This window comes from Sphingomonas sp. LH128 (genome assembly GCF_000293195.2).
Lineage (GTDB): Bacteria > Pseudomonadota > Alphaproteobacteria > Sphingomonadales > Sphingomonadaceae > Novosphingobium > Novosphingobium resinovorum_A.
This window is the reverse complement of sequence record NZ_ALVC01000230.1, coordinates 1-21,777: the sequence shown is the minus strand read 5'-3', so window position 1 is coordinate 21,777 and position 21,777 is coordinate 1. Positions and strand designations below refer to the sequence as shown.

The 21,777-nt window shown below is 67.8% G+C and carries 14 protein-coding genes and 1 pseudogene; 10 read left to right on the top strand and 5 right to left on the bottom strand.

The features are described from left to right. Nucleotides 1-205: 205 nt before the first annotated feature. Complete coding sequence (locus tag LH128_RS18480; RefSeq protein WP_008831197.1) at nucleotides 206-1,081, bottom strand: LOG family protein; 876 nt, start codon at nucleotides 1,079-1,081, stop codon at nucleotides 206-208. 108 nt (nucleotides 1,082-1,189) lie between these two features. Between LH128_RS18480 and LH128_RS18475 the strand changes: the two genes are divergently transcribed. Then, on the top strand, nucleotides 1,190-2,254 hold the full coding sequence (locus LH128_RS18475; protein ID WP_008831196.1) for a S66 peptidase family protein: 1,065 nt from the start codon (nucleotides 1,190-1,192) through the stop codon (nucleotides 2,252-2,254). On the opposite strand, the gene LH128_RS18470 is transcribed toward LH128_RS18475, so the two are convergent. After that, nucleotides 2,255-2,527: a hypothetical protein gene (locus LH128_RS18470; protein ID WP_008831195.1), complete on the bottom strand. Its 273-nt coding sequence runs from the start codon at nucleotides 2,525-2,527 to the stop codon at nucleotides 2,255-2,257. A gap of 454 nt (nucleotides 2,528-2,981) precedes the next feature. Between LH128_RS18470 and LH128_RS18465 the strand changes: the two genes are divergently transcribed. Genes LH128_RS18465 through LH128_RS18440 form a run of 6 tightly spaced genes read left to right on the top strand, consistent with a single transcriptional unit; the run spans nucleotide 2,982 to nucleotide 13,583 of the window. Beyond that, nucleotides 2,982-3,338 carry a hypothetical protein gene (locus LH128_RS18465; RefSeq protein ID WP_008831194.1) on the top strand — a complete coding sequence of 119 codons (357 nt, stop codon included), beginning with the start codon at nucleotides 2,982-2,984 and terminating at the stop codon, nucleotides 3,336-3,338. Then, a complete protein-coding gene (locus tag LH128_RS18460; protein WP_008831193.1) occupies nucleotides 3,338-4,108 on the top strand; it encodes a cellulose synthase operon protein YhjQ/BcsQ in 771 nt (256 codons plus the stop codon). Before LH128_RS18465 ends, LH128_RS18460 begins: the two co-directional genes overlap by 1 nt. Beyond that, nucleotides 4,105-8,583, top strand: coding sequence for a UDP-forming cellulose synthase catalytic subunit (bcsA, locus tag LH128_RS18455; protein ID WP_008831192.1), 4,479 nt, complete (start codon nucleotides 4,105-4,107; stop codon nucleotides 8,581-8,583). The genes LH128_RS18460 and bcsA overlap by 4 nt, the downstream gene beginning before the upstream one ends. After that, entirely contained in the window at nucleotides 8,580-12,104 is a 3,525-nt protein-coding gene (locus LH128_RS18450; protein WP_008831191.1) for a cellulose biosynthesis protein BcsC, read from the top strand. The genes bcsA and LH128_RS18450 overlap by 4 nt, the downstream gene beginning before the upstream one ends. Continuing rightward, nucleotides 12,101-12,562, top strand: coding sequence for a cellulose biosynthesis protein BcsD (gene bcsD, locus LH128_RS18445; protein ID WP_008831190.1), 462 nt, complete (start codon nucleotides 12,101-12,103; stop codon nucleotides 12,560-12,562). Before LH128_RS18450 ends, bcsD begins: the two co-directional genes overlap by 4 nt. Further along, nucleotides 12,552-13,583, top strand: a complete 1,032-nt coding sequence (locus tag LH128_RS18440; protein WP_008831189.1) for a glycosyl hydrolase family 8 — start codon at nucleotides 12,552-12,554, stop codon at nucleotides 13,581-13,583. Before bcsD ends, LH128_RS18440 begins: the two co-directional genes overlap by 11 nt. Nucleotides 13,584-13,728: 145 nt before the next feature. Here LH128_RS18440 and LH128_RS18435 read toward each other — a convergent pair whose 3' ends face one another. Both LH128_RS18435 and LH128_RS18430 read right to left on the bottom strand, forming a co-directional pair. Further along, complete coding sequence (locus LH128_RS18435; RefSeq protein ID WP_008831188.1) at nucleotides 13,729-14,982, bottom strand: MFS transporter; 1,254 nt, start codon at nucleotides 14,980-14,982, stop codon at nucleotides 13,729-13,731. An 85-nt stretch (nucleotides 14,983-15,067) separates the two neighbouring features. Further along, on the bottom strand, nucleotides 15,068-16,180 hold the full coding sequence (locus LH128_RS18430) for an ROK family transcriptional regulator (protein WP_008831187.1): 1,113 nt from the start codon (nucleotides 16,178-16,180) through the stop codon (nucleotides 15,068-15,070). A gap of 133 nt (nucleotides 16,181-16,313) precedes the next feature. Between LH128_RS18430 and LH128_RS18425 the strand changes: the two genes are divergently transcribed. From LH128_RS18425 to LH128_RS35050, 3 genes are read left to right on the top strand one after another with little or no spacing between them, the layout of a single operon-like run. After that, nucleotides 16,314-18,794 (top strand): TonB-dependent receptor, encoded by a 2,481-nt coding sequence (locus LH128_RS18425; protein WP_008831186.1) that lies wholly within the window; start codon nucleotides 16,314-16,316, stop codon nucleotides 18,792-18,794. 10 nt (nucleotides 18,795-18,804) lie between these two features. Then, a complete protein-coding gene (locus tag LH128_RS18420) occupies nucleotides 18,805-19,968 on the top strand; it encodes a YdcF family protein (protein ID WP_036525753.1) in 1,164 nt (387 codons plus the stop codon). Between the two features lie 15 nt (nucleotides 19,969-19,983). Beyond that, on the top strand, nucleotides 19,984-20,967 hold the full coding sequence (locus tag LH128_RS35050) for a nuclease (RefSeq protein ID WP_008831184.1): 984 nt from the start codon (nucleotides 19,984-19,986) through the stop codon (nucleotides 20,965-20,967). A gap of 104 nt (nucleotides 20,968-21,071) precedes the next feature. Here LH128_RS35050 and LH128_RS32330 read toward each other — a convergent pair. Continuing rightward, nucleotides 21,072-21,704 (bottom strand): annotated as a pseudogene (locus tag LH128_RS32330) (MFS transporter); the annotation flags it as partial. Nucleotides 21,705-21,777: the final 73 nt, after the last annotated feature.

Sequence of the window (21,777 nt, the reverse complement as noted above, 5' to 3'; positions counted from 1 at the left end):
GCCGGTAAGACCGGCGGTGCTGAGCGCCACGATCACGGGCTGGGCATAGTCCGCGAAAGCGCGGGCACGGTCGTTCAGGGGTTCGATGATCTGGCTCATGGCGGGTGTCCTGCGGGGCTCGGTGTGAACACGCAGATGCACCGAATCGTCCCTTCAAGGCACTCGGATAAGTTCGCTTATTGTGTTCGGATTTTTCGAACGACCATTATCCGCAGTCGAGATCGTAGAACTGCTGGACGTGACCCCAGCCTTCCTCGGCGGTCTCGCACCAGCGGAACAGCGAGAGATCCTTGGCGTTGATGACGCCCTCCTCGGCCAACGCCTCGAAGTTGACGACCCGTTCCCAGAACTCGCGGCCGTAGAGCAGGATCGGGATCGGCTTCATCTTGCCGGTCTGGATCAGCGTCAGCAGTTCGAAGAATTCGTCGAAGGTGCCGAAACCGCCGGGGAACACCGCCACCGCGCGGGCGCGCAGTAGGAAGTGCATCTTGCGCAGCGCGAAGTAGTGGAACTGGAACGAGAGGCGCGGCGTCACGTAGCGGTTGGGCGCCTGCTCGTGCGGCAGGACGATGTTGAGGCCCAGCGATTCCGCGCCGACTTCCGCGGCGCCGCGGTTGGCCGCTTCCATGATCGACGGACCGCCGCCCGAGCAGACCACGAACTGGCGCATGCCCTTCTCGACGATGGCGCACTGGCTGGCGAGGCGGGCGAGCTTGCGGGCTTCCTCGTAATACTTGGCCTTGTCGGCAAGGCGGTCGGCGACTTTCTTCTGCTCGTCGGTGACGGCAGCGGTGCGCACCGCATCGGCCTTGTCGGGCGAGGGGATGCGGGCGGAGCCGTACATCACCAGCGTCGAACCGATGTTGGCTTCCTCAAGCAGCATCTCGGGCTTGAGCAGTTCGAGCTGGAAGCGCACCGGGCGCAGTTCGTCGCGCAAAAGGAAGTCGGTGTCGCGGAAGGCCAACTGATATGCGGGGTGGCCGGTCTGGATGGTGTCGGCCTGCTGCTCGGCGAAACCGGCTTCCTGCTCGGCCTTGTAGAAACGGCGTTCGGTGAGGTCTTTGTCTTCTTTTTCAGTCATTGGCTCATCTTAGGCATGACGCGGGGCGCGCGTCGAGAACGGATATGTGTGAGGCCCGTTGCATGGAACAGTCGTTGCATGGAACAGTACAGGGGCTAGGCTGTCCGGATGATGACCGGTCAGACGTTTTCGCGGCGCAGCGCGTTGGTTGCGGCAAGCGCCGGGCTGTGCGCACTGCCTGCTCTGGGCGCTTTGGCGCGACCGGCGCCGATGCCGCCGGCCCGTGATATGGTGCGCCCGCCGCGTCTGCGCAACGGCGACGTGCTCGGGCTGGTCGCTCCGGCAGGGTTCGTGGCCGACCGCTTCGGCCTCGACGAGATCGGCGCGACTGTCCGGGCCATGGGGCTGGAGCCGCGCTTCGCCCCGCACCTGACCGCGCGCGAGGGCTATCTGGCGGGCTCCGACGCGGCGCGCGCGGGCGATCTCAGTGCGATGTTCGCGGACGAGGGCGTGCGCGCGATCATGGCGGTGCGCGGCGGTTGGGGCTCGGCGCGGCTGCTGCCGCTGCTGGACTTCGCGGCGATCCGCAAGAGCCCCAAGCTGTTCACCGGTTTCAGCGACAATACCGCGCTGTGCCTCGCTCTGGCGCGGGCCGGGGTGGTCTCGATCCATGGCCCCACCGCCGCAACTTCGTGGTCGCCCGCATCATGGGAGTCGTTCCGCCAACTGGCTTTCGAGGGGGCGATGCCGACTTATGCGGTGCCGAGCTACGCCGGGCCGAACCTCGGCGGACGGGGACCGGCAGTGAGGACCTTCCGGGGCGGCAAGGCGCGGGGGAGGCTGATCGGCGGCAATCTCGCGGTACTCAGCGCTCTGGTGGGGACGCCCTACCTGCCCGACTTCGACGGCGCGATCCTGTTTCTGGAAGAGACCAACGAGGCAGAATATCGCATCGACCGGATGCTCACCCAACTCGCGCTGGCCGGGCTGCTGGAGCGGCTGGCGGGCGTGGTCTTCGGACAATGCACCCATTGCGAGAACCCTGACGGCGGGTTCTCCAACTTCACCGTCTATGAGGTGCTCGACCAGCGATTCGCGTCGCTCGGCGTGCCCGCGTTCCAGGGGCTGATGATCGGTCACGTCGGCGGCCAGATCAGCGTGCCCGAAGGCGGCATGGCCGAGATCGACGCCGACGCCGGGACGTTGCGGCTGCTGGAACCGGCCGTAAGCTGATCAGGCCCGCGCCGGATCTTCGCTGGTGAGACCGTATTGCGAGACCAGTTCGGCGAAAAGGTCGTCCGGCAGTGGGTGAACGAATTCCAGCCCGGCGCCATTGCCGTTCGTCCAGGCGACGAAGGCGATCATCGGCCGGCATTCGGGCAGGGTGAGGGCGATTACCTCGTCTATTTCCAGCGGCCCGACACTCTCGATTCGCGCGCCGAGCGGGGTCAGGTCCTTGAGGACGATGGTGTGGCTGGCAAGGTCGCGGCGGAAACGGGCGAGCATTTCAACCTGCTCGCGGGCGCGTGGCGGCGGTCACCGTCGAGCGATTCGGGAATGGGCATGGCATCAACGCCCATGATCGCGGGTGCCGGGGCATCGGTCGGGAGACTTGGCTCCGGCATTGTCGCGTGATCCTTCCACGATAGTTAACCGGAGCAGCGGCCCGGCCATGAGGCTATTGCTATAGTCCTGGAATCCTTGCGGCTGTGCCCTTCAGAGCAATGCGTACTTTCCCCGAATCATGTGTTGGCGCGGGAAATTCAGCGGCTATAAGACATGGTTAATTTGCAAAGGATTGCACGACTGAGCCCCTGTTTTGCCTGTTTTGCGCAACACTGTTGCCGGAATGGCACCTTTCCCCTCCTTACCGGAGGGGGAATCGATGATCCGTTAGCTGCGACATACGGTTTCTTAACCATTCTTTGTGCAGAATTTACGTGTTCATACAGGGGTTCTTATGCGCATCGATGCCAGAAATCTGCTCGACCGGCTTGGCAAGAACGACTTCGCCTACAAGGAATTCGAAGATCGTTTCAGCGAACTGGAACTGTGGCCGATCCTCGAAGCACTGCTGCGCGATCCGCGCCTGCAGGCGATCGATCAGTCCGAGGCGACGGTGGCGGCAAAGCCCGAACCCGCTCCCGCCGAAGTGGTCGAGACTTATTCCGGCGAGAGCCTGAGCTCCCTGTTCAGCCGCTATGGCAACGGCCCCGCCGCGAGCATCCCCGCCGATCGGCGCGGGGGTGCGCAGCAGCAGGACGTACGCGCCATGCTCCGCCACTTGTCCGATCTCGGCTCGCAGGGGAAGATCTGATGCCCGTCATCGTAACCCACGGCCTCAAGGGCGGTGCCGGAACCACCTTCATCGCCGCGCATATCGCGATGGCGCTGTCCGAGGCGGGCGCCGACGTCACCGTGCTGACGACCACCCAGCGTGACACCATGCCGCTGCACTTCGGCCTCCAACCCGCGATGTCGTTGCCCTCGCTGTTCGCGCCGGCAGAGGATGCCGTGCTCGCCGCAGGTATCGACCTGCGCAGCCTGACCACCGCGCCCGAGGACAACGACTTTGTCCCCGCCCTGCGCGACCTCGGCTTCCTCGAAACCGGGCAGGACAAGGTGATGGTCATCGACGTGCCCGCCAGCGAGTTCGCTTTCGCGCGCCGCGTCGTGCCGCACGCCAGCGCCAACGTCTGCGTGATCAACGCCGCGCCCGATACCCTCGCGCTGATGCCGCAGGTGCTGGACGAGGCGAGCCCCGAGAACATCGCTTCGACCAGCTTCGTGATCAACGCTCTGGACGAGACGCGCCGCCTTTCGCGCCACTCCTCGGCGTTCATCCGCGAACTGGTGGGCGCGCGCCTGCTCGGCCGCGTGCGCCTCGACGAATCGGTGCCCGAGGCGATCGCGATGCTTCAGCCGCTCGGCAAGTATGCGCCCTCCAGCGCGGCACTCGCCGACGTGAAGATGATCGGCGCCGCGCTGGTTCCGGCGCTTGAGACGCCCGGCCGCCCGTGGGTGGCGCGGGGTTCCAATCCCGCCGCTTCGTCCCATTCCTCGTCATCTCCGAGCCGCGCCGCATGATCGAGAAACTGGCCGCCCGCGTGCTGGACAACCGGCTCGCCCGCTATGCCTCCGTCGCCGTGATCATCGGGATCGCCGCAGTCGTTATCGGCGTGCCGCTGGACGGCACTGCGCAGTGGGTCTGCGCCGGTGTCACGATGGCGGGCGCGCTGGTGATGCGCCGGATCAAGGGCCGCATGGGCGCGGTCGCGCTCGGCATCCTCGCGGTGCTGGTCTCGACCCGCTACCTGTTCTGGCGCACGACGCAGACGATCGCGTTCAACACCCCGCTCGAATTCCTGTTCGGCGGCGTGCTCTACCTCGCCGAACTCTATGCCTGGGTCATCCTGCTGCTGGGCTTCCTGCAGACCACCTGGCCGCTCGACCGCCCGGTGATCGAGCCCGAGGGTGAGCCGGACACCTGGCCGACCGTCGACATCTACATCCCGACCTACAACGAGAGCCTCGAGATCGTGCGCAACACGGTCTTCGCGGCGATGGACCTCGACTATCCGGTCGACCGCTACCGCGTCTTCATCCTCGACGACGGCAAGCGCCCGGATTTCCGCGCTTTCGCCAAGGAAGCGGGCTGCGGCTACATCACCCGCGACAACAACCTGCACGCCAAGGCGGGCAACCTGAACGCGGCGATGAAGAAGACCGACGGCGAACTGATCGCGATCTTCGACTGCGACCACGTGCCGACCCGCGCCTTCCTGCAGCTGACCGTGGGCTGGTTCCAGCAGGACCCGCGCCTGGCGCTGATCCAGACCCCTCACCACATGTATTCGCCCGATCCCGTGCAGCGCAACCTGGCGCAGACGATGGGCGACATGCCGGGCGAGGGCGATCTGTTCTACGGCCCGGTGCAGGGCGGCAACGACCTGTGGAATGCCACCTTCTTCTGCGGTTCGTGCGCGATCATCCGCCGCGAGGCGCTGATGGAGACCAACGGCTTCGCGGGCGAGACCGTGACCGAGGATGCGCACACCGCATTGAAGTTGCAGCGCACCGGGTGGAACACCGCCTATATCTCGGCGCGTCTCTCGGCCGGTCTCGCCACCGAGCGCCTCGTCCTTCACGTCGGCCAGCGCATTCGCTGGGCGCGCGGCATGACGCAGATCCTGCGCATCGACAATCCGCTGCTCGGCCGCGGCCTCACCTGGCAGCAGCGCCTCTGCTACCTCAACGCGATGATGCACTTCCAGTATCCGGTGCCGCGCATCGTGTTCCTGACCAGCCCGCTCGCCTACCTGATCTTCGGCCAGAACATCATCCAGGCGTCCGCCGGGCTGATCTTCGCCTATGCGCTGCCGCACCTGTTCTGCTCGTCGGTCGCCAACGAAAAGACGCAGGGCGGCTGGCGCCGTCCGTACTGGGGCGAAGTCTACGAGACGATCCTGGCCTTCCACCTCGTCAAGCCCACGGTCATGACCTGGTTCCAGCCGCACAAGGGCAAGTTCAACGTGACCGACAAGGGCTCGCTGCTCGACCAGACGTACTTCGACTGGGCGATCGTCAAGCCGCACCTCATCTGCATCGGCTTCGTGATCCTGGGGATCACCATGGCGGTCGTGAAATGGGCGTTCTTCCCGTACATGTTCAACATCCAGACCGATACGCTGGTGCTGAACGTGGCCTGGGCGCTGTTCTCTCTCGCGATCCTGCTCGCTGCCGTCTCGGTGGCGCGTGAGACCCGGCAGGAGCGCGTGGACATCCGCATCCCGGTGCAGTTGCCGGTCACCGCCTACCTCGCCTCGGGCCATACCGTCCCGGCCGAAACCATCGACATCTCGATGGGCGGCGCGGCGCTGTGCCTGCCGGAAGAACTGCCGACCAAGGATCGCACCGTCAGCCACATCACCATGGCCATGGGTGACGAGGTGCTATCGATCCCGGTCACGACGATGCGGACGAACCAGCGCAATTCCTACGTGCGCTTCGAAAAGCTCGACATTCTCGCCGGCCGCCATCTGGTGCGCGCCGTCATGGGCCGCGCGGATGCGTGGCAGCCGTGGGGACCGCCGGCCATGGTCGGCACGGCCCGTTCGTTCGGCGACATTCTCAGGGTGGATATGGTCACGTTGAAGCGCATGCTGCGTCTGAATTTCGCCGAACGCCGCCAGATGAAGGCCGCCAACGCCGCCAAGCGCGCGGCGATGGCCAAGGCGGCGAAGGAAGCCGAGAAGAACGACCCCAAGAGCGCTAAGGGCAAGGGCGGCCTGCCGCTCGCCAAGGCGGCGATGCTGGCCGGTGCCGTCGCCCTGGGGGCTGCTGGGCTGCTGTTCGGCACTTCCGAAGTCCACGCCCAGCCGACCGCCAAGGCGCCCGAAACCGCAGCTTCCGCCGCCAATCCGGGCGTTGCCAACACCAGCGGTATGAGCGAGCGCCTGACCCTCAAGGACCTGCGCGTCTCCCAGCCGATCCGCCTGCGCGGAACGCAGGGCGAAATGGGCATCCCCTTCGGCATGCGCCAGGACCGCATCGCCACCGGCGCCGTGCTGCGCCTGCAGATGGCCTGGTCGCCCTCGATGCTCGACGACCTCAGCCAGCTGGTGGTCATCGTCAACGGCGAAGTCGCGCAGACGGTGCCGCTGACCCGCGCCAATGCCGCCGGGCAGGTGCTGGAGGTCCCGGTAAATCCTGCGCTGCTGCTGCCGGGTGACAACCAGCTCAACCTGCGCCTGATCGGCCACTATGCGCGCGACTGCGAGGACCCGTTCCATTCCTCGCTGTGGGCGAACATCTCGAACACCCGTTCGTGGTTCGATTTCAGCTACCAGCCGCTGACCTTCGGCCCGGACCTGTCGCGCCTGCCGCTGCCGTTCTTCGACAAGGGCCAGAACGTGCCGCTGCGCATGCCCTTCGTCTTCGCCACGCAGCCGCGCGCCGGTGAACTGCAGGCCGCTGCCGCGACCGCCAGCTGGCTCGGCTCGCTGGCCAGCTATCGCGGCTTCAGCTTCCAGCCGGTCGTCGGCTCGATCCCGCGCGGCAACGCCATCGTGTTCCTGAAGGGCACGCAGGGCATCCCCGGCCTCGACATCGCGCCCGCCGGTGGCCCCGTCGCCGCCGCGTTACGCAATCCCAACGATCCCAACGGCACGCTGCTGGTCATCATGGGCCGCAACGACGAGGACCTGCGCCTCGCCGCCGCTGCCGTCGCGCTCGGTCGCGGCGTGTTCGGCGGCCAGCGCATGAGCTTCGACGGCGTGCGCATCCCGGCATGGCCGCGCTACGGCGCGGTGCGCTGGCTGACCACCGACAAGCCGGTCGAGCTCGGCTCGATCATGGAGCCTTACGCGCTGCAGGGCATGGGCATCCCGCCCGGCCCGCTGACCACCCGCTTCCGCGTCGCGCCCGACCTGTTCTTCTGGCCGCGCGAAGGCGGCAAGCTGAACCTCGGCTACCGCTATCCGGTTGCGCAGTGGCTGGACAAGCGTGCCTCGCGCCTCGACGTCTCTATCAACGGCCAGTACCTCAAGACGCTGCCGCTCGGCGCCGCCTGGTGGAGCCAGCTGTTCGGCCCGGCCGGCGCCAAGAGCGCGGATTCCAACGCCACCGTCACGCTGCCGCGCTACAACCTGTTCGGCCAGAACGAGCTGACTTACGACTACAACCTGCTCATCGCCGACAAGAAGAAGTGCACCGGCACCCTGCCGGACAACGTGCGCGTCTCGGTCGACCCGAAGAGCACCATCGACCTCACCAGCGCCTATCACGCGATCATGATGCCCGACCTCGCGACGTTCGCGGGTGCCGGCTTCCCCTTCACCGCCAGCCCCGACCTGGCGCAGACCACCGTGGTCGTCGCGCCGAACCCGTCGATGGCCTCGGTGCAGGCGTTCCTGACGCTGATGGGCCGCTTCGGCGACTCGACCGGCGTTCCGGTGACGGCGGTGACGGTGACCTCCTCGATCGACGGTGATGCACTCGCCAGCCAGGACGTGCTGGTCATCGGCGGCACCGCTCTGGCCGAGGCGGACATGTTCGCCGACGCACCGGTGCGCTATGAGAACGGCCGCCTGCGCGTGTCCGAACGCTCCCCGTTGCAGTACGTGACGGCGCTGTTCGGCGGTTCGCAGGAGAACGACCCGATGGCCGCCGCCCCGGTGGTCTACAACGCGCAAGGGTTCTCCGGCATCGTCAGCTTCCAGTCGCCCTATGCCTCGGACCGCACGGTCGTCGCGCTGTTGTCGGACGATGGCGCCGCGCTGCCCGCGCTGGTGGACGGCATGGCCGACGTGAAGATCAACGCTGCGATCCAGGGCGACCTTGCCGTCACGCGGGGCGACGGCATGACCAGCTTTGCGCTCTCGAACCGCTACTGGGTCGGCTCGCTGCCGATTTGGATGAAGCTTGCCTACTATGTCAGCCAGCGCCCGATGATGCTGGGTGTGTTCACGCTGCTGCTGGCGCTGGCCCTTGCCGGACCTGCCTACATCTTCTTCCGCCGACAGGCCCAGAAGCGCCTCGCGCGCCAGGACGATCACGCATGACGATTTCGCGTACCTCCAAGTTCGGTGTCGCCCTGCTGCTCTCGACCGCGCCTTTGACTCTTGGGGCGCTGCCCGCGGTGGCCGAGGCGCAGAGCGCGGGCGTCGAGGCGCTGGTGAAGCAGGCCCAGTACTGGCGCTCGAAGGGGCGTGAGGATCTCGCCCAGCAGGCGCTGAAGCGCGCCCGCGCGCTCGATCCGAACAACCCGGCGCTCAAGGCTCCGGCACAGGCGCCCAAGCCGGCCGCCCCCAAGCCCGCGCCGAAGCCGGTGGCCAAGCCTGCAGCAGCGAAGCCTGCACCCGCGCCCAAGGCAGCCCCGGCTCCTGCGCGCGCCGCTGCGCCCAAGCCGACGCCTGCGCCGCCCCCGACGCCCGCTCCCGTCTCGGCCGCCGACCGCGCGGGGCGTGCCCGTGTCTCGGGCTTCGATGCGCTCAACGACGGCAACCTCGGCTCGGCCGCCTCGCAGTTCCAGCGGGCGCTTAGCGTCAACCGCCGCGATCCCGATGCGCTCGGCGGTCTCGGCCTCGTGCGGCTGCGCGAGGGGCAGTTCGCCGAAGCGGCCAGCCTGCTCGAACAGGCTTCGGCGAATGGCAAGGCGAGCCAGTGGGCCGAGGGCCTGTCCGCTGCGCGCTTCTTCGCCGGGGTGGACGAAACCAAGGGCCTGATTGCCCAGAACCGCCTCGCCGAAGCGCAGAGCCGCGCCGAACAGCTGGCGCGCTCGGGCTACAAGGAGCCCGGCCCGGCGCTCGAACTGCTGGCCGACATCTACGAGCGGCAGGGCCGCTATGCCGACGCCGCCGACCTCTACCGTCAGGCCGCGCAGGGCGGCACCGCTGCCGACGACAAGCGCCTGCAACTGCGCGCCGCGCGTGGCCGGGCGCTCGCCGCCGCCGAGCGCGGTGACGACTTCGGCGCCGTGCGCGAGTTCCAGCAGGGCCTCGTCATCGACCCCAGCGATCCGTGGATTCGCTACGAATTCGCCCAGTTCCAGATCGAGCGCGGCCGCGTCCCCGAAGCGGAATCGCTGATCCGCTCGCTGGCGACCAGCGGCAATGCCGACTCGCTCTATGCCGCCGCGCTGCTCAACAACGACCTCGGCCGGGCGAGCGAGGCCGACCGTCTCATCACCATGATCCCCGAAACGCAGCGCACCGCGCCGATGCGCAATCTTGCGCTCAGCGTGAAGACCGACGCCGCCATCGCCCGTGCCAAGGCCATGGCGGCCAGCGGGCAGGGCGCGCAGGCGGTGGGCGGGCTGCGCCAGCTCGGCGCGATGGCCTCGATCCCGGCGGGCAAGCAGGCCGCCGTCGCCAACGCGCTGTTCGACCTCGGCGATACGCAAGGCGCGGCCGAAGTCGCCGCCAACGCCGCGACCGGCCGCATCGACAACATCGCCGATTACGAGGGCCTGATCGGCGTCCTCACCCGCACCGGCCGCAGCGACCTTGCCCAGCAGGCGCTCCAGCGCGCCTCGCAGCTGGCCGGCTCCAGCGCCGAGGGGCAGAAAGCGTACGCCCGCATCAGTGCGGGCATGATGGTCGGGCAGGCTGACGAGGCCCGCATGGGCGGTCGCTATGCCGAGAGCTTCGACATTCTCCAGCAGGCCTATGCCGCCGCGCCGGACAATACCGAGATTATGTCCGGCCTTGCCCGACTCTACCAGACCGGCGGGATGCCTGCGAAGGCGGCGCAGACCTACCAGCTGGTGCTGGCGCGCAAGCCCAACGACAAGGACGCGCTGCTCGGCCTTGCCGACACCGCACAGGGTGCGGGTGACCGCGACTTGTCGGAACAGGCCCAGAAGCAGGTGCTGCGGCTCTACGGGCAGGACTATCAGGTCCGCATGGGCCTCGCCAACGTCGAGCGCGCACGCGGCAACGACCGTGCGGCGGTGGCGCTGCTCAAGGACGCCCGTGCCCTCTACGCGCGCCAGAGCGGCGGCGTGGCGATGGGCGGCAACCCCTTCGCGGGCATGAGCACCGCAGGCGGCGCGAACCCGTTCCGGAACCAGATGCAGGCCGCACCGCAGCAGGTGAACCCGTTCGCGCTCGGCAGTGGCACGCGCCTTCCGGCCGCTTATCCGCAGCAGGCCCCGCAGAGCGGGTTCGGCTACGCGGCTCCCCAGCAGGCAAGCGCTTTCGGCGCCGCGCCGGTCGGGCTTGGAACGGGCCAGAGCGGCTTCGGCGGGTTCGCCGGAGCACAAGCGCCGCAGGCCTACGCGGCGCCGCAGGCAAACTACTCCGCCCCGGATCGCTACGCCTCGCCCAGCGGCAGCACCGCTCCGGCAGCGGCATGGGCCGCCCCGGCCAGCGCGCCGGGCTATGATGGCCCGCAAGTCCCGGTTGCCTACGCCGGCGATCCGGTGATGACGCAAATCCAGTCGCAGATCGATCAACTGGCGCAGGACACCGGCCCGCGCGTCGACGTCCAGACCGGCTATCGCGGCCGCTCGGGCGAGACCGGCCTGTCCAAGCTCGACGAAATCAAGGGCTCGGCCAAGTTCTCGACCGGCGCCGCCGGTGGCCGCGTCTTCGCCAAGGCCGAGGCCGTGGTGATCGACGCGGGCCGCCCGACCGGTTCGGGCCTTGCGCGTTTCGGCCGCAACGCCACGCCGGAGGCGCAGGGCATCGTTGCGGCGCAGCCGTCCGCGCTGGTCAACGCGGATACCCAGAACGGTTCGGGCGTCGCGCTGTCGGCGGGCTACGAGAACGACTGGGTCCAGATCGAGGGCGGCACTACCCCCATCGGCATGGGCAAGACCAAGTTCGCAGGCCGCGCCGCCGTCACCCCCAAGCTGGGCCCGAACGTGCGCGCCACCGCCTTCGTCGAGCAGAAGCCGGTCACCGATTCCATCGTCTCCTACGCGGGCACTCGCGACCCCGTCACCGGTGAGCGCTGGGGGCAGGTGATGCGCACGGCGGGCGGCCTCGGTCTGAGCTACGACGAAAACGGCTCGGGCGTCTATGCCGAGGCACGCTACTACCGCCTGCGCGGCGAGAACGTGGCGAACAACGATGGTATCGAGGCCAACGTCGGCGGCTATCTGGAAGCCTACAAGGGCCGCAATTCACGCGTCACCGTGGGCCTCAACGTGAACTATCAGGCCTACGACAAGAGCCAGAACTACTTCGCGTTCGGCAACGGCGGCTACTTCAGCCCGCAGAACTTCATCTCGGTCGGCTTCCCGGTGAACTACACCATGCAGGACGCGCGCTGGGATGTGGCCGCCTCGTTTACCCCGGGCTTCCAGAGCTACAAGGAAGACCAGACGGCGATCTACCCGACTGACGATACCGCGCAGGCCGAACTCAACGCGCTCAAGGCCGAGAATTCGGACGTGCGTTCCTACTTCGACAGCCTGAGCAAGACCGGCTTCGCGCTTTCGGCGCAAGGGTCGCTCTATTACAAGATCACGCCCAATACCCGCATCGGCGGCGAACTGGGGTACAACACGTTCGGCAGTTATGACGAGTTCCGCTCCATCCTTGGGGTGCGGCAGAGCTTCGGGAGCACTGGTAAATGAAGATGCAGGCCTTTCCCCAGCCCCGCAGCGGGCCTTCGGACAATGCCGTCGGCGGCCTCGCGCTGCTGGCGATCGCCACCGCCTCGGAAGTGTCCGAGGGTATCCCCGAGGAACAGGCGCACGGCTTCTTCCTCGCCATCGGCCGCCGCATGGCCGCGCTGGAACCGCTTGACGGCGTGAACGACGCATCGGTGCTCTGCGCGCGGATCAACGCGTTCTGGCAGGCGTTGGACTGGGGCGAGATCGAACTGGCGGTCGGCCGCGAGGCCATCATCGTGCGCCACCGCGACCTGCCGACCGAGATCGCGCCCGACCGTGCGGGCCACTGGGCACGCATGCTGCTCGGCGTTCTGGAAGGGGCCTACGACAGCTGGTTCCGCGTCCTCGGCAGCGGACCGGCGCTGCGCACCACTGCGGAATGGAAGGGGGAGACGCTCGAGCTTCGTCATGGCCGCTGACTCCATTTTCCGGCCGAAGGTCGATCGTCGCACGTTTTCGCTGGGGGCGCTGATGGCCTTCACTGCCGCCTGCAATACCGCGCCCAGCCAGGGCCGGGCCCAGCAGGTCAACGACCCGCTATGGACCCAGTGGCGCGACCGCTTCGTCGCGCCCGAGGGCCGCGTGGTGGACACCGGAAACGGCCGCATCAGCCACTCCGAGGGCCAGAGCTACGGCATGATCCTGTCCCTGCGCGCCGGGGACCGCGAGGCTTTCGAGCGCATCGCCAAGTGGACGCAGGACACGCTCGGGCGTGAGGACATGGCGCTCCATTCGTGGAAGTACGATCCGACGGCGGCGGTGCCCGTCTCCGATCCCAACAATGCGACGGATGGTGATCTCGTCATCGCCTGGGCTCTGGCGCTTGCCGGTCAGCGGTGGAAGCGCTCCGAGTGGAGCGACCGCGCGCGCGAGGTCCGCAAGGCGATCCGCGAGCACTGCGTGATCTCGCGGTTCGGGCGCGAATTGCTGCTGCCCGGCGTCGTCGGGTTCGCGGAAGGGGCGCAAGTCATGCTCAACCCCTCCTACTTCGTGTGGCCCGCGCTCGACCAGTTCGCCAAGGCGGACGGCGCTGCGACATGGGGCGGTGTGGTCCGCAACTGCGAGGCGATCACCACGCTGGCGCACTTCGGCATGCATTCCCTGCCGAGCGACTGGGTGGCGGTGAGCGGTTACAATGCCGTCGCCCCTGCGGTCGGCAAGCCGCCGCGCTTTGGCTACGACGCGATCCGTATTCCGCTTTACGCTGCGGTCGGGGGGCGTTCCACTCTGGTGCAGCCGGTGGCCGACTGGTGGCGCTCGCGGATCGCGCAGCACCGCTCGATCCCGGCGTGGGTCGACGTGGTGACCGGCGAGGAGGCGAACTATGCGCTCTCCAGCGGCGGCGCGGCAATCGCGGCGCGGCTGATCGGATCGACTCCGCCGGTGGCGCTGGACAGCGATTACTTCAGCGCATCGTTGCAGATGCTGGCACGGCTCTGAGGCCCACCCCGTCCGGCTAGGCCCTTCGGGCCGAGCCTCCCAGCCCTCCCTCCTTCGACAAGCTCAGGATGAGCGGGAGGGCTGAACTACACTTTCTCCTCTCCCGCTTGCGGGAGGGGCCGGGGGTGGGTTTTCCTGCCTTCGCTCAAACCCGCTCGGCCCGCACCGCCATCAGCCCGAACAGGCTGAGGAGCGCCGCGCCGGAAATGTAGAGGCCCACGAACAGCACGCCGCCGCTGTCGGCCAGCCCCTGCGCCACGGCGGGCGCGAAGCCGCCGCCGACGATGCCGCCCACATTGAACGCGATCGAGGCGCCGGTGTAGCGTACCCGCGCCTTGAACAATCGGGGCAGCAGCTCTGCGATCGGGCCATAGACGAGGCCCATGGTGAACAGCGCGACGCACAGGAACACGCCGATCACGAACAGCGATCCGGTCGAGAACATCAGGCCCATCACCGTGCCCAGCAGCACCGCGCAGAAGCACCCGAACATCAGCACCGAACGCGAGGAGCGCCTGTCGGCCGCATAGCCCGCAACGACGATGCCCACCGCCATGAACAGGATCGCGAACAACTGCACGCCGAGGAACTGCTGACGGCCGAAGCCCAGCGTCGCGGTGCCGTAACCCAGCGCGAAGGTGGTCGCGAGATAGTAGAGCGCGAAGCAGGCGATCACCGCGAAAGTGCCCGCCACCGTCTCGCGCATGTGGGTGCGGAACAGCTCGACCACGGGGATGGCGCGGTGGTGGTCGTCTTCCTTCGCGAAGACCGGGCTTTCGGAAAGGCGGAAGCGGATCCACAGGCCGAGGCCGACGAGTACCGCGCTCAGCAGAAAGGGGATGCGCCAGCCCCAGGCGGCGAACTCCGCATCGCTCAGCACCGAACTGATCACGAGGAACAGCCCGTTGGCCGCGAAGAACCCAACCGGTGCGCCCAGCTGCGGGAACATGCCGAAGCGCGCCTCGTAGCCCTTGGGTGCGCTCTCGACCGCCAGCAGCGCCGCGCCGCCCCACTCGCCGCCAAGGCCCAGGCCTTGGCAGAAGCGCATCAGGCACAGCAGGGCAGGGGCGATCCAGCCCGCGCTCTCATACGTCGGCAGCACGCCGATCAGTACCGTCGCCCCGCCCATCAGCAGCAGCGAGGCGACGAGCGTGGACTTGCGCCCCACGCGGTCGCCAAAGTGCCCGAACAGCGTCGCTCCCACCGGCCGCGCGATGAAGGCGATGGCGAAGCTGGCATAAGCGGCAAGGTGCTGGACGGTCGCGGACTCGGCCGGGAAGAACAGCGGCCCGAAGACGAGCGCGGCGGCGGTCGCATAGATGTAGAAGTCGTAGAACTCGACGGCGGTGCCCACGAGGCTCGCGGTCAGGACGCGGGCGTTCTGGCGGTAGACGTTCATGCTTCGTGGTGCTCCCCTCGCTCGGCGGTCTCCTCTAGCGGGAGTGAGCGCCGATGACGAGAGGGTCCGTCGTTCCGGCTTGCGCTCAGTTCTGCGCGGAGATCGCGTGGATCGGCAGCAGCGCCGCGCCCAGCGTAACCGGAGACCCGCGCAGCCCGGACACGCGCACCGGCGGGCCGCGCCCGTCCACCGTCGTCACCAGCGAGGCCGCGCGCAGGCGCGAGGCGAGACCCTCCAGCACGTCGCCGGGCACCGCACCCGCCAGCACGATGGCGCCGGGATCGAGCCAGGCGAAGGCGGTGTCGGCGACGACCTCCAACTGCCGCGCGGCGCGGTCCATCCATTGTTCTATCGCGGGGCGCTGGGCTTCGGAGGCAAGGTCGATCTCGCTCACCGAGGTCAGGTCGCAGCCGCTGGCGCGCAAGGTGGAGAGCAGGTCGAGCGGGCTCGGCCGCGGACGGTCGCCGGGGAACAGGCAGCCGACTTCCCCGGCCACGCCGAACTGGCCGCGTACCAGCCGGCCGTCGACGATGACCCCGGCGCCGATCCCGTAGCCGAGCAGCAGCACCACCACGGTCGAGAATTCGCGCAGCAGGCCGCCCATGTAGAACTCGGCGATGGCGGCGACGTTGGCGTCGTTCTCCAGCCACAGCGGCCAGCCCAGTTCGGCGCTCAGGATCTCGCGCAAGGGCGTGCCGCGCCAGCCGGGCATGTCCTCGACCACGCTCCACCGCTCGCCTTCCAGCGAGAGCGCCGGGCCGGGCACCGCCACGCCGATGCCGAGCATGCGCTGGCCGAGCAGTCCATGTCGGTCGACAAGGTCGTGCGTCACGCGGCGGACGCGCTGCGCGAACTGGCGGGGGTCGATCGGCGCGCTGTCTTCGCGGTGGGTGGCGATGGTCTGGCCCGCGAAATCGACGATGGCGATGTCGAGCAGGCCCTTGTGCGCCGTGGCGCCCACCGCATAGCCGCCCTTCGACGCCAGCCGCAGCGGGATCGCAGGGCGTCCGCGCCCTTGCGCGCCGCCTTCGGTCACTTCCTCGATGAGGCCGAGCGTCAGCAGTTCGCGGGAGATGCGGGTGAGGGCGGTGTGGCTGATCTCCAGCCGCTCCGCCAGCGCCGAGCGCGACAGCGCGCCCGCCTTGCGCAGTTCATGAATGATGCGCCGCTGGTCGATATCGAATGCGGGAGTAGCCATGGGGATCCTCGTTGTCCCGGGCGCGCTAGGTCGTTTTATTTATTTTCACAACAATAATTAAAAACGTCACACACTACGTCCAGAGCGCCCCCGTCGCCGCCTCCCCGGCGACCCAGATTCATGAGGGGCCGTCATGCTCAAGTCCGTTCTCGCCACCGGCGCGGCGTTTGCCGCGCTCGCCACCGCCTTCACGCCCGCCTACGCCGACGAGGCGCCCGCTGCCGCGCCCACCGCTTCGAACGAATCGACCGGCGACGACATCATCGTCACCGGCTCGACCCGCGCCGAGCGCCGCTTCGACGTGTCCTACGCGGTCAACACGATCTCGCAGGAAGACTTCGAGAAGATCGCCCCGGTCAACTTCGCGGACCTGATCGGCCAGCTTCCCGGCTTCCAGACCGAGATCACCGGCGGCGAAGTGCAGAACATCTACCGCATCCGCGGCCTGCCCAACGATGGCGGCTTCGTGAGCTTCCAGCAGGACGGCCTGCCGCTGTTCCATGAGAACGACGGCGTGTTTTTCCGCGGCGACGCCATCCTCAAGCAGGACCTGATGACCGACCACGTCGAAGTCGTGCGCGGCGGTCCGGCCCCGGTCTACGCCAGCTACTCGGGCGCGATCATCAATGCGATCACCGTGACCGGCGGCGAGGACGCGCGCGGCAAGGCGCAGGTCACGCTGGGCGATACAGGCCTCTACCGCCTCGACGCCTATCAGGCGGGCAAGCTGGCCAAGGACACCTACTACGCTGTCGGCGGCTTCATGCGCTACCACGACGGCTACCGCGACAACGGCTTCCCCAACGACAAGGGCGGCCAGATCCGCGCCAACCTCAAGCATGTGACCGACAACGGGTTCATCAAGCTGAACTTCAACTACGTCAACGATCACAACACGTTCTATCTGCCGATCCCGACCAACAATCCGCTGACCGGCGCGTCGCTCAACCAGTACATCGACTACTTCGACGGCACGATGAACTCGCCCGCCTTCCGCAACGTCAACCTCGAGTACCGCGACGGCAACGGCGTGGTGCAGAGCCGCAATTCCGATCTTTCGGACGGTCGCCACATGCAGATGGTGAACTTCGGCGCGCACTATGAAGGCGACTTCGACGGGTGGCTGGTGACGGCAGCAGCGGGCTACACGCAGGGCAAGCTGGACTTCACCGCGTTCTACTCGACCACCAACCCAGCCGACGGCAACGCCTTCGCGGCAGGCTACCTCGCCCGCGCCACCACGGCGTTCGGCGCGGTCGACCACTTCGGCTACACGCTGGCGGGGACCAACACCGTCTATGATCCCTATGCCGCTTCCGGCCTCGTCATGCAGGGCCAGTACCGCGACATCCACTCGAAGTTCTATTCGGGTCAGGCCAACCTCTCGGTCGCACGCAAGTTCGACACCGGCATCGGCACCCACGACATCAAGCTGGGCGTCTACGGCAGCCTCTACGGAGAGGACAGCCGCACGCTCTACCAGAACTACCTGATCGAGGTTTCGGGCAAGCCGCGCACGCTCGACCTCGTCGCCTACAATGCGGCGGGCACCGAACTGGGCCGCGTCACCGACAACGGCGTGCTGAACTACGCCGCCACGCTCAACCAGGGCGACAGCGACGCGAAGATGTTCGCGCTCTACGCCAACGACACCTGGGAAATCGTGCCCGGACTGCGCATCGACGGCGGCATTCGCCACGAACGCTACAACTACAAGGGCTGGGCCGCGCTGACCGAAGCCGCTAACCTTGGCGACACGACCACGCTGGCCGACGACAGCACCCGCGCCTTCACCGGCGTGATCCTGAACCAGAAGCTCAAGCCCAACGTCACCAACTGGACGATCGGCGCGAACTACGACTTCTCCAGCCACATCGGCGTCTACGGCCGCGCCTCGCACCTCGAGACGCCGCCCAACGTCCAGACCGTGATGAGCATCAACCCGACGATCATCACCACCGTCGCCGACCAGTTCGAGGCGGGCCTCAAGCTGTCGATGGGCCGCTCGTACCTTTACGTCACCGGCTTCTACACCAACTTCGACCCGCTCAACGCCTCGTTCCTGGCCTACGATCCGACCACGGGCCGCAACGACGTGAACGTGCCCTTCATCGGCGAAGCGCAGGTCAAGGGCGTCGAGTTCGACGGCGCCTGGAGCGTGACCCCGTGGTTCACCCTCAATGGTGCGCTGACCGTCAGCGATCCGAAGTACAAGAACTTCCAGAGCAGCACCGGCGCCGACCCGGAGCAGGCCGAGGGCAACCAGATCGTCCGCCAGCCGAAGGTCTACGGCAACATCCGTCCGAGCTTCGACTTCACCACGGGCGACACCGACGTGTCGATCTATGGCCGCTACACCTACATGGGCAAGCGCTTCGTCGACCTCTACAACAACACCGCGCTGCCCGCCTACGGCACCGTGGGCGCGGGCGTGACGGTGAAGCACGGCACGTGGCAGCTGCAGGTCGTCGGCGACAACCTGTTCAACGCCCACGGCCTGACCGAAGGCAACACCCGCACCGACTCGCTGGCCGGACAGGGCAGCGCCGAGGCGATCTACGGGCGTCCGATCTTCGGCCGCAACTTCCGCCTCGTCATCGGCAAGTCCTGGTAAGGGCGGGGTAATGCGGAAAGGTCCGGCGCGCATGGCAGCGGTTGCCGTTGCTGCGGCACTCTCGCTCACGACGGTCTGCGCCCATGCGCAGGCCGTCAGGGACACGGTGACGGAGAGCCTGTCGCAGCGGTTGTTCCCGTTGTTCGACGCGCTGGGCCGCGATCCTGCGGCGCTCAATGCGCTGCAGGCTCGCCCAGAAGTCGCCGCGATGCTGCGCGCCCGGTTCGACCGGCGGGCGGCCTGCGGCACCGACCTCGGCTGCGTGGCGCAGGCGATGGTCTGGACTGACGGAGAGGCGCAAGTCCTCGCCGCTGCTGCCTCGGGGAAGGCCGCGGACGACGGCCCCGCCGCGCAGGCCGGGCGCGAGATCGCGGGCATCAACACGATCGTGCGCACGTATGGTCTGGGTCAGGTTCCGTCCTATCCCGGCATCGACGGTGCCGGCATGGTCGACCCGCAGGAGGCCCGCTCGCGTCTGCAGGCGGCCACATGGCTGTCGCAGACGGTGCGGGCGAATTCGCTGCAGGCGCTCGATCCCAGCCTGGACTATGCGCTGGCGCTGCTCGACGCCGCCGACCGCCGCGATGCCATCAGTTACGAGCCGCTTACCGGCGGCCTCAACGCCCCGGCCTTCAGGCGCGCAAAGGGCCTCGACTGGAAGCGCTACCGCTACAGCGCACTGATCGTCACCGGCGTCGGGCCGGAAGTCGATGGCATGCCGCTCAGCCCTTACGGCAAATACCATGTGCGCCTTGCCGCGCAGCGCTTCGCGGCAGGCGACGCGCCGTTCCTGATCCTCACCGGAGGCCATGCCCACCCGCGCGCCACTGCCTTCGCCGAAGCCGAGGAAATGCGCCGCGCCCTGATCGAGCGCTACGGCGTCCCCGCCGAGGCCATCGTCATCGAACCGCATGCGCGCCACACCACCACCAACTTGCGCAATGCCTCGCGCCTGCTGATGGCCATGGGCGCCCCGCTGGACAAGGACACGCTGATCGTCTGCAACCCGGACCAGAGCGCGATGATCGAGAACCCCGAATTTGCGGCGCGCAACAACCGCGAACTGGGCTACCAGCCCGGCACCATCGGTGCGCGCGTCTCACTGACCGAGCTGGAATTTCGCCCATCCGCCCTTTCTGCGCGCGTGGACCCGCGCGATCCGCTGGATCCCTGATCGGAGCCGTTCCCCATGCGTAACATCCTCCTCGCCACCATCGCCGCACTCGGCCTCAGTCCCACTGCCGCGCTGGCCTGGGGCGGCACTGCCCACACCGTCATCGACCGCGCCGCGATCGAGGCCATCCCCGAGGACGGCCCGGTGTTCCTGCGCAAGTACGAGGACTATATCGGTGCCTCCTCGCTGCTCCCCGACAGCTGGCGGGGCAACTCCGAGAACTTCTCCAAGATCGAGGAAGACCCCAACCACGGCTGGTTCCGCGAACAGTTCACGTTCCTCAAGCCCATCCCCCGCTCGCGCTACGAGTTCGTGATCGCACTCTACAAGCAGTACGAGAAGATCAAGGACAGCGATCCGGCGACCGCCGCGCGCACCAATGTGCGCTGGACCGGCACGCTGCCTTATGCCGCGATCGAGGCTTACGACCGCATCGTTGCGTGCATGCGCCGCATCCGCGCGGCGAACGCGGAAGGCAAGGACGCGTCCGTGGCCGAGCAGAACTGCGCTTTCGACGTCATCCGCCTCGGCCATTACATCGGCGACGGCGCCAACCCGATGCACGATTCGGTCAGCAGCGACGGCTGGCGTGGGCCGAATCCGCATGGCTACACGACTGACCGCACCGTCCACGGCCGCTTCGAGAGCCAGTTCGTCGATGGCATGAAGCTGACGGTGGCCGACATCGCCCCGCGTATCGGCAAGCCCGGCCGGACCTCGGGCGACATGTTCGACGCGGTGCTGGCCTATCTCGACCACTCGGGCGACAAGGTGGGCGAGGTCTTCGCGCTGGAAAAGCGCGCTCAGTTCGCCGACTTCACCGACCAGCGCGTGCGCGAGATGGTCTATGAACGCACGGCTGCGGGGGCGACGATGCTGCGCGACATGCTCTGCCGCGCCTGGGCCGAGAGCGCCGCGCCTCCGGCCAAGGTCGAACTTTCGCCGATCGACTTCGCCAACCCGAAGTTCAACCCGGAAACCGGCTCGGCGCCCGATTGAACTTTCCGATCCAGCGCGGCGCGTACCCGGGCGTGCCGCGCGTGGCCGATGTCGAAGCGGCGTAGCAGGACGACGGCGGACAAGGCTCCCACCAGCGGCAGGCCCAGTCCCAGCGCCAGCATGCCGGTTTCGACCGAAGTGCCTTGGTGCTCTCCGGGCACGTAGCCCAACCAACCCAGCGACCACCCGATCAACGCCGTCGCCGCCGCGCCGCTGGCCTTCACCGCGACGAGGTAGAAGGCGAACAGCCCCGTCTCCAGTCGCCGCCCATGGCGCAGCGCCACGAAGTCCACCGCGTTGGCCAGCAGCCCCCAGGGCAGCATGAACACCGAGGCGAGGCCGAAGCCGATCACCGCCACACAGGCCAGCAGGGCATCGGGACGATCCAGGCACAGGGCGAACAGCACGAAGCCCACCGCGCTGACGCCGTGGCCCATGGCCAGAACCCGCGCCTGATCCATCCGCGCCGTCAGGGCGGTCCAGAACAGCACCCCGGCAAACTGCCCGCAGGTCATCGCCAGCAGCAGCGTGGCGACCAGATCGGGCCGCTCGACCACGTATGTGCCGATGAACAGGATCATCCGCCCGAACGTCGGCATCGCGAAGCCGGTGACGAGCGCCAGAAGGCCCATGCCCAGCACCAGCGGATCGCGCAGCGGCACGCGGATGGCGTCCTGTCCGGCGGCATCCGCTGACGTCCCGGCCTGACGTCCCGAGGTCGCGACGCACAGGATCATGGTCAGCGCGAAAAGCCCTGCGGCGAATGCTCCGGTCACCGCCAGCGCATCGAAGGCGCGGCTGGGGGGGGGC

Excerpts from the sequence above, each read along its gene's own strand:
- LH128_RS18480 (WP_008831197.1), bottom strand. The coding sequence starts at position 1,081 with ATGACTGAAAAAGAAGACAAAGACCTCACCGAACGCCGTTTCTACAAG.
- LH128_RS18475 (WP_008831196.1), top strand. The coding sequence starts at position 1,190 with ATGATGACCGGTCAGACGTTTTCGCGGCGCAGCGCGTTGGTTGCGGCA.
- LH128_RS18470 (WP_008831195.1), bottom strand. The coding sequence starts at position 2,527 with ATGCTCGCCCGTTTCCGCCGCGACCTTGCCAGCCACACCATCGTCCTC.
- LH128_RS18465 (WP_008831194.1), top strand. The coding sequence starts at position 2,982 with ATGCGCATCGATGCCAGAAATCTGCTCGACCGGCTTGGCAAGAACGAC.
- LH128_RS18460 (WP_008831193.1), top strand. The coding sequence starts at position 3,338 with ATGCCCGTCATCGTAACCCACGGCCTCAAGGGCGGTGCCGGAACCACC.
- bcsA (WP_008831192.1), top strand. The coding sequence starts at position 4,105 with ATGATCGAGAAACTGGCCGCCCGCGTGCTGGACAACCGGCTCGCCCGC.
- LH128_RS18450 (WP_008831191.1), top strand. The coding sequence starts at position 8,580 with ATGACGATTTCGCGTACCTCCAAGTTCGGTGTCGCCCTGCTGCTCTCG.
- bcsD (WP_008831190.1), top strand. The coding sequence starts at position 12,101 with ATGAAGATGCAGGCCTTTCCCCAGCCCCGCAGCGGGCCTTCGGACAAT.
- LH128_RS18440 (WP_008831189.1), top strand. The coding sequence starts at position 12,552 with ATGGCCGCTGACTCCATTTTCCGGCCGAAGGTCGATCGTCGCACGTTT.
- LH128_RS18435 (WP_008831188.1), bottom strand. The coding sequence starts at position 14,982 with ATGAACGTCTACCGCCAGAACGCCCGCGTCCTGACCGCGAGCCTCGTG.
- LH128_RS18430 (WP_008831187.1), bottom strand. The coding sequence starts at position 16,180 with ATGGCTACTCCCGCATTCGATATCGACCAGCGGCGCATCATTCATGAA.
- LH128_RS18425 (WP_008831186.1), top strand. The coding sequence starts at position 16,314 with ATGCTCAAGTCCGTTCTCGCCACCGGCGCGGCGTTTGCCGCGCTCGCC.
- LH128_RS18420 (WP_036525753.1), top strand. The coding sequence starts at position 18,805 with ATGCGGAAAGGTCCGGCGCGCATGGCAGCGGTTGCCGTTGCTGCGGCA.
- LH128_RS35050 (WP_008831184.1), top strand. The coding sequence starts at position 19,984 with ATGCGTAACATCCTCCTCGCCACCATCGCCGCACTCGGCCTCAGTCCC.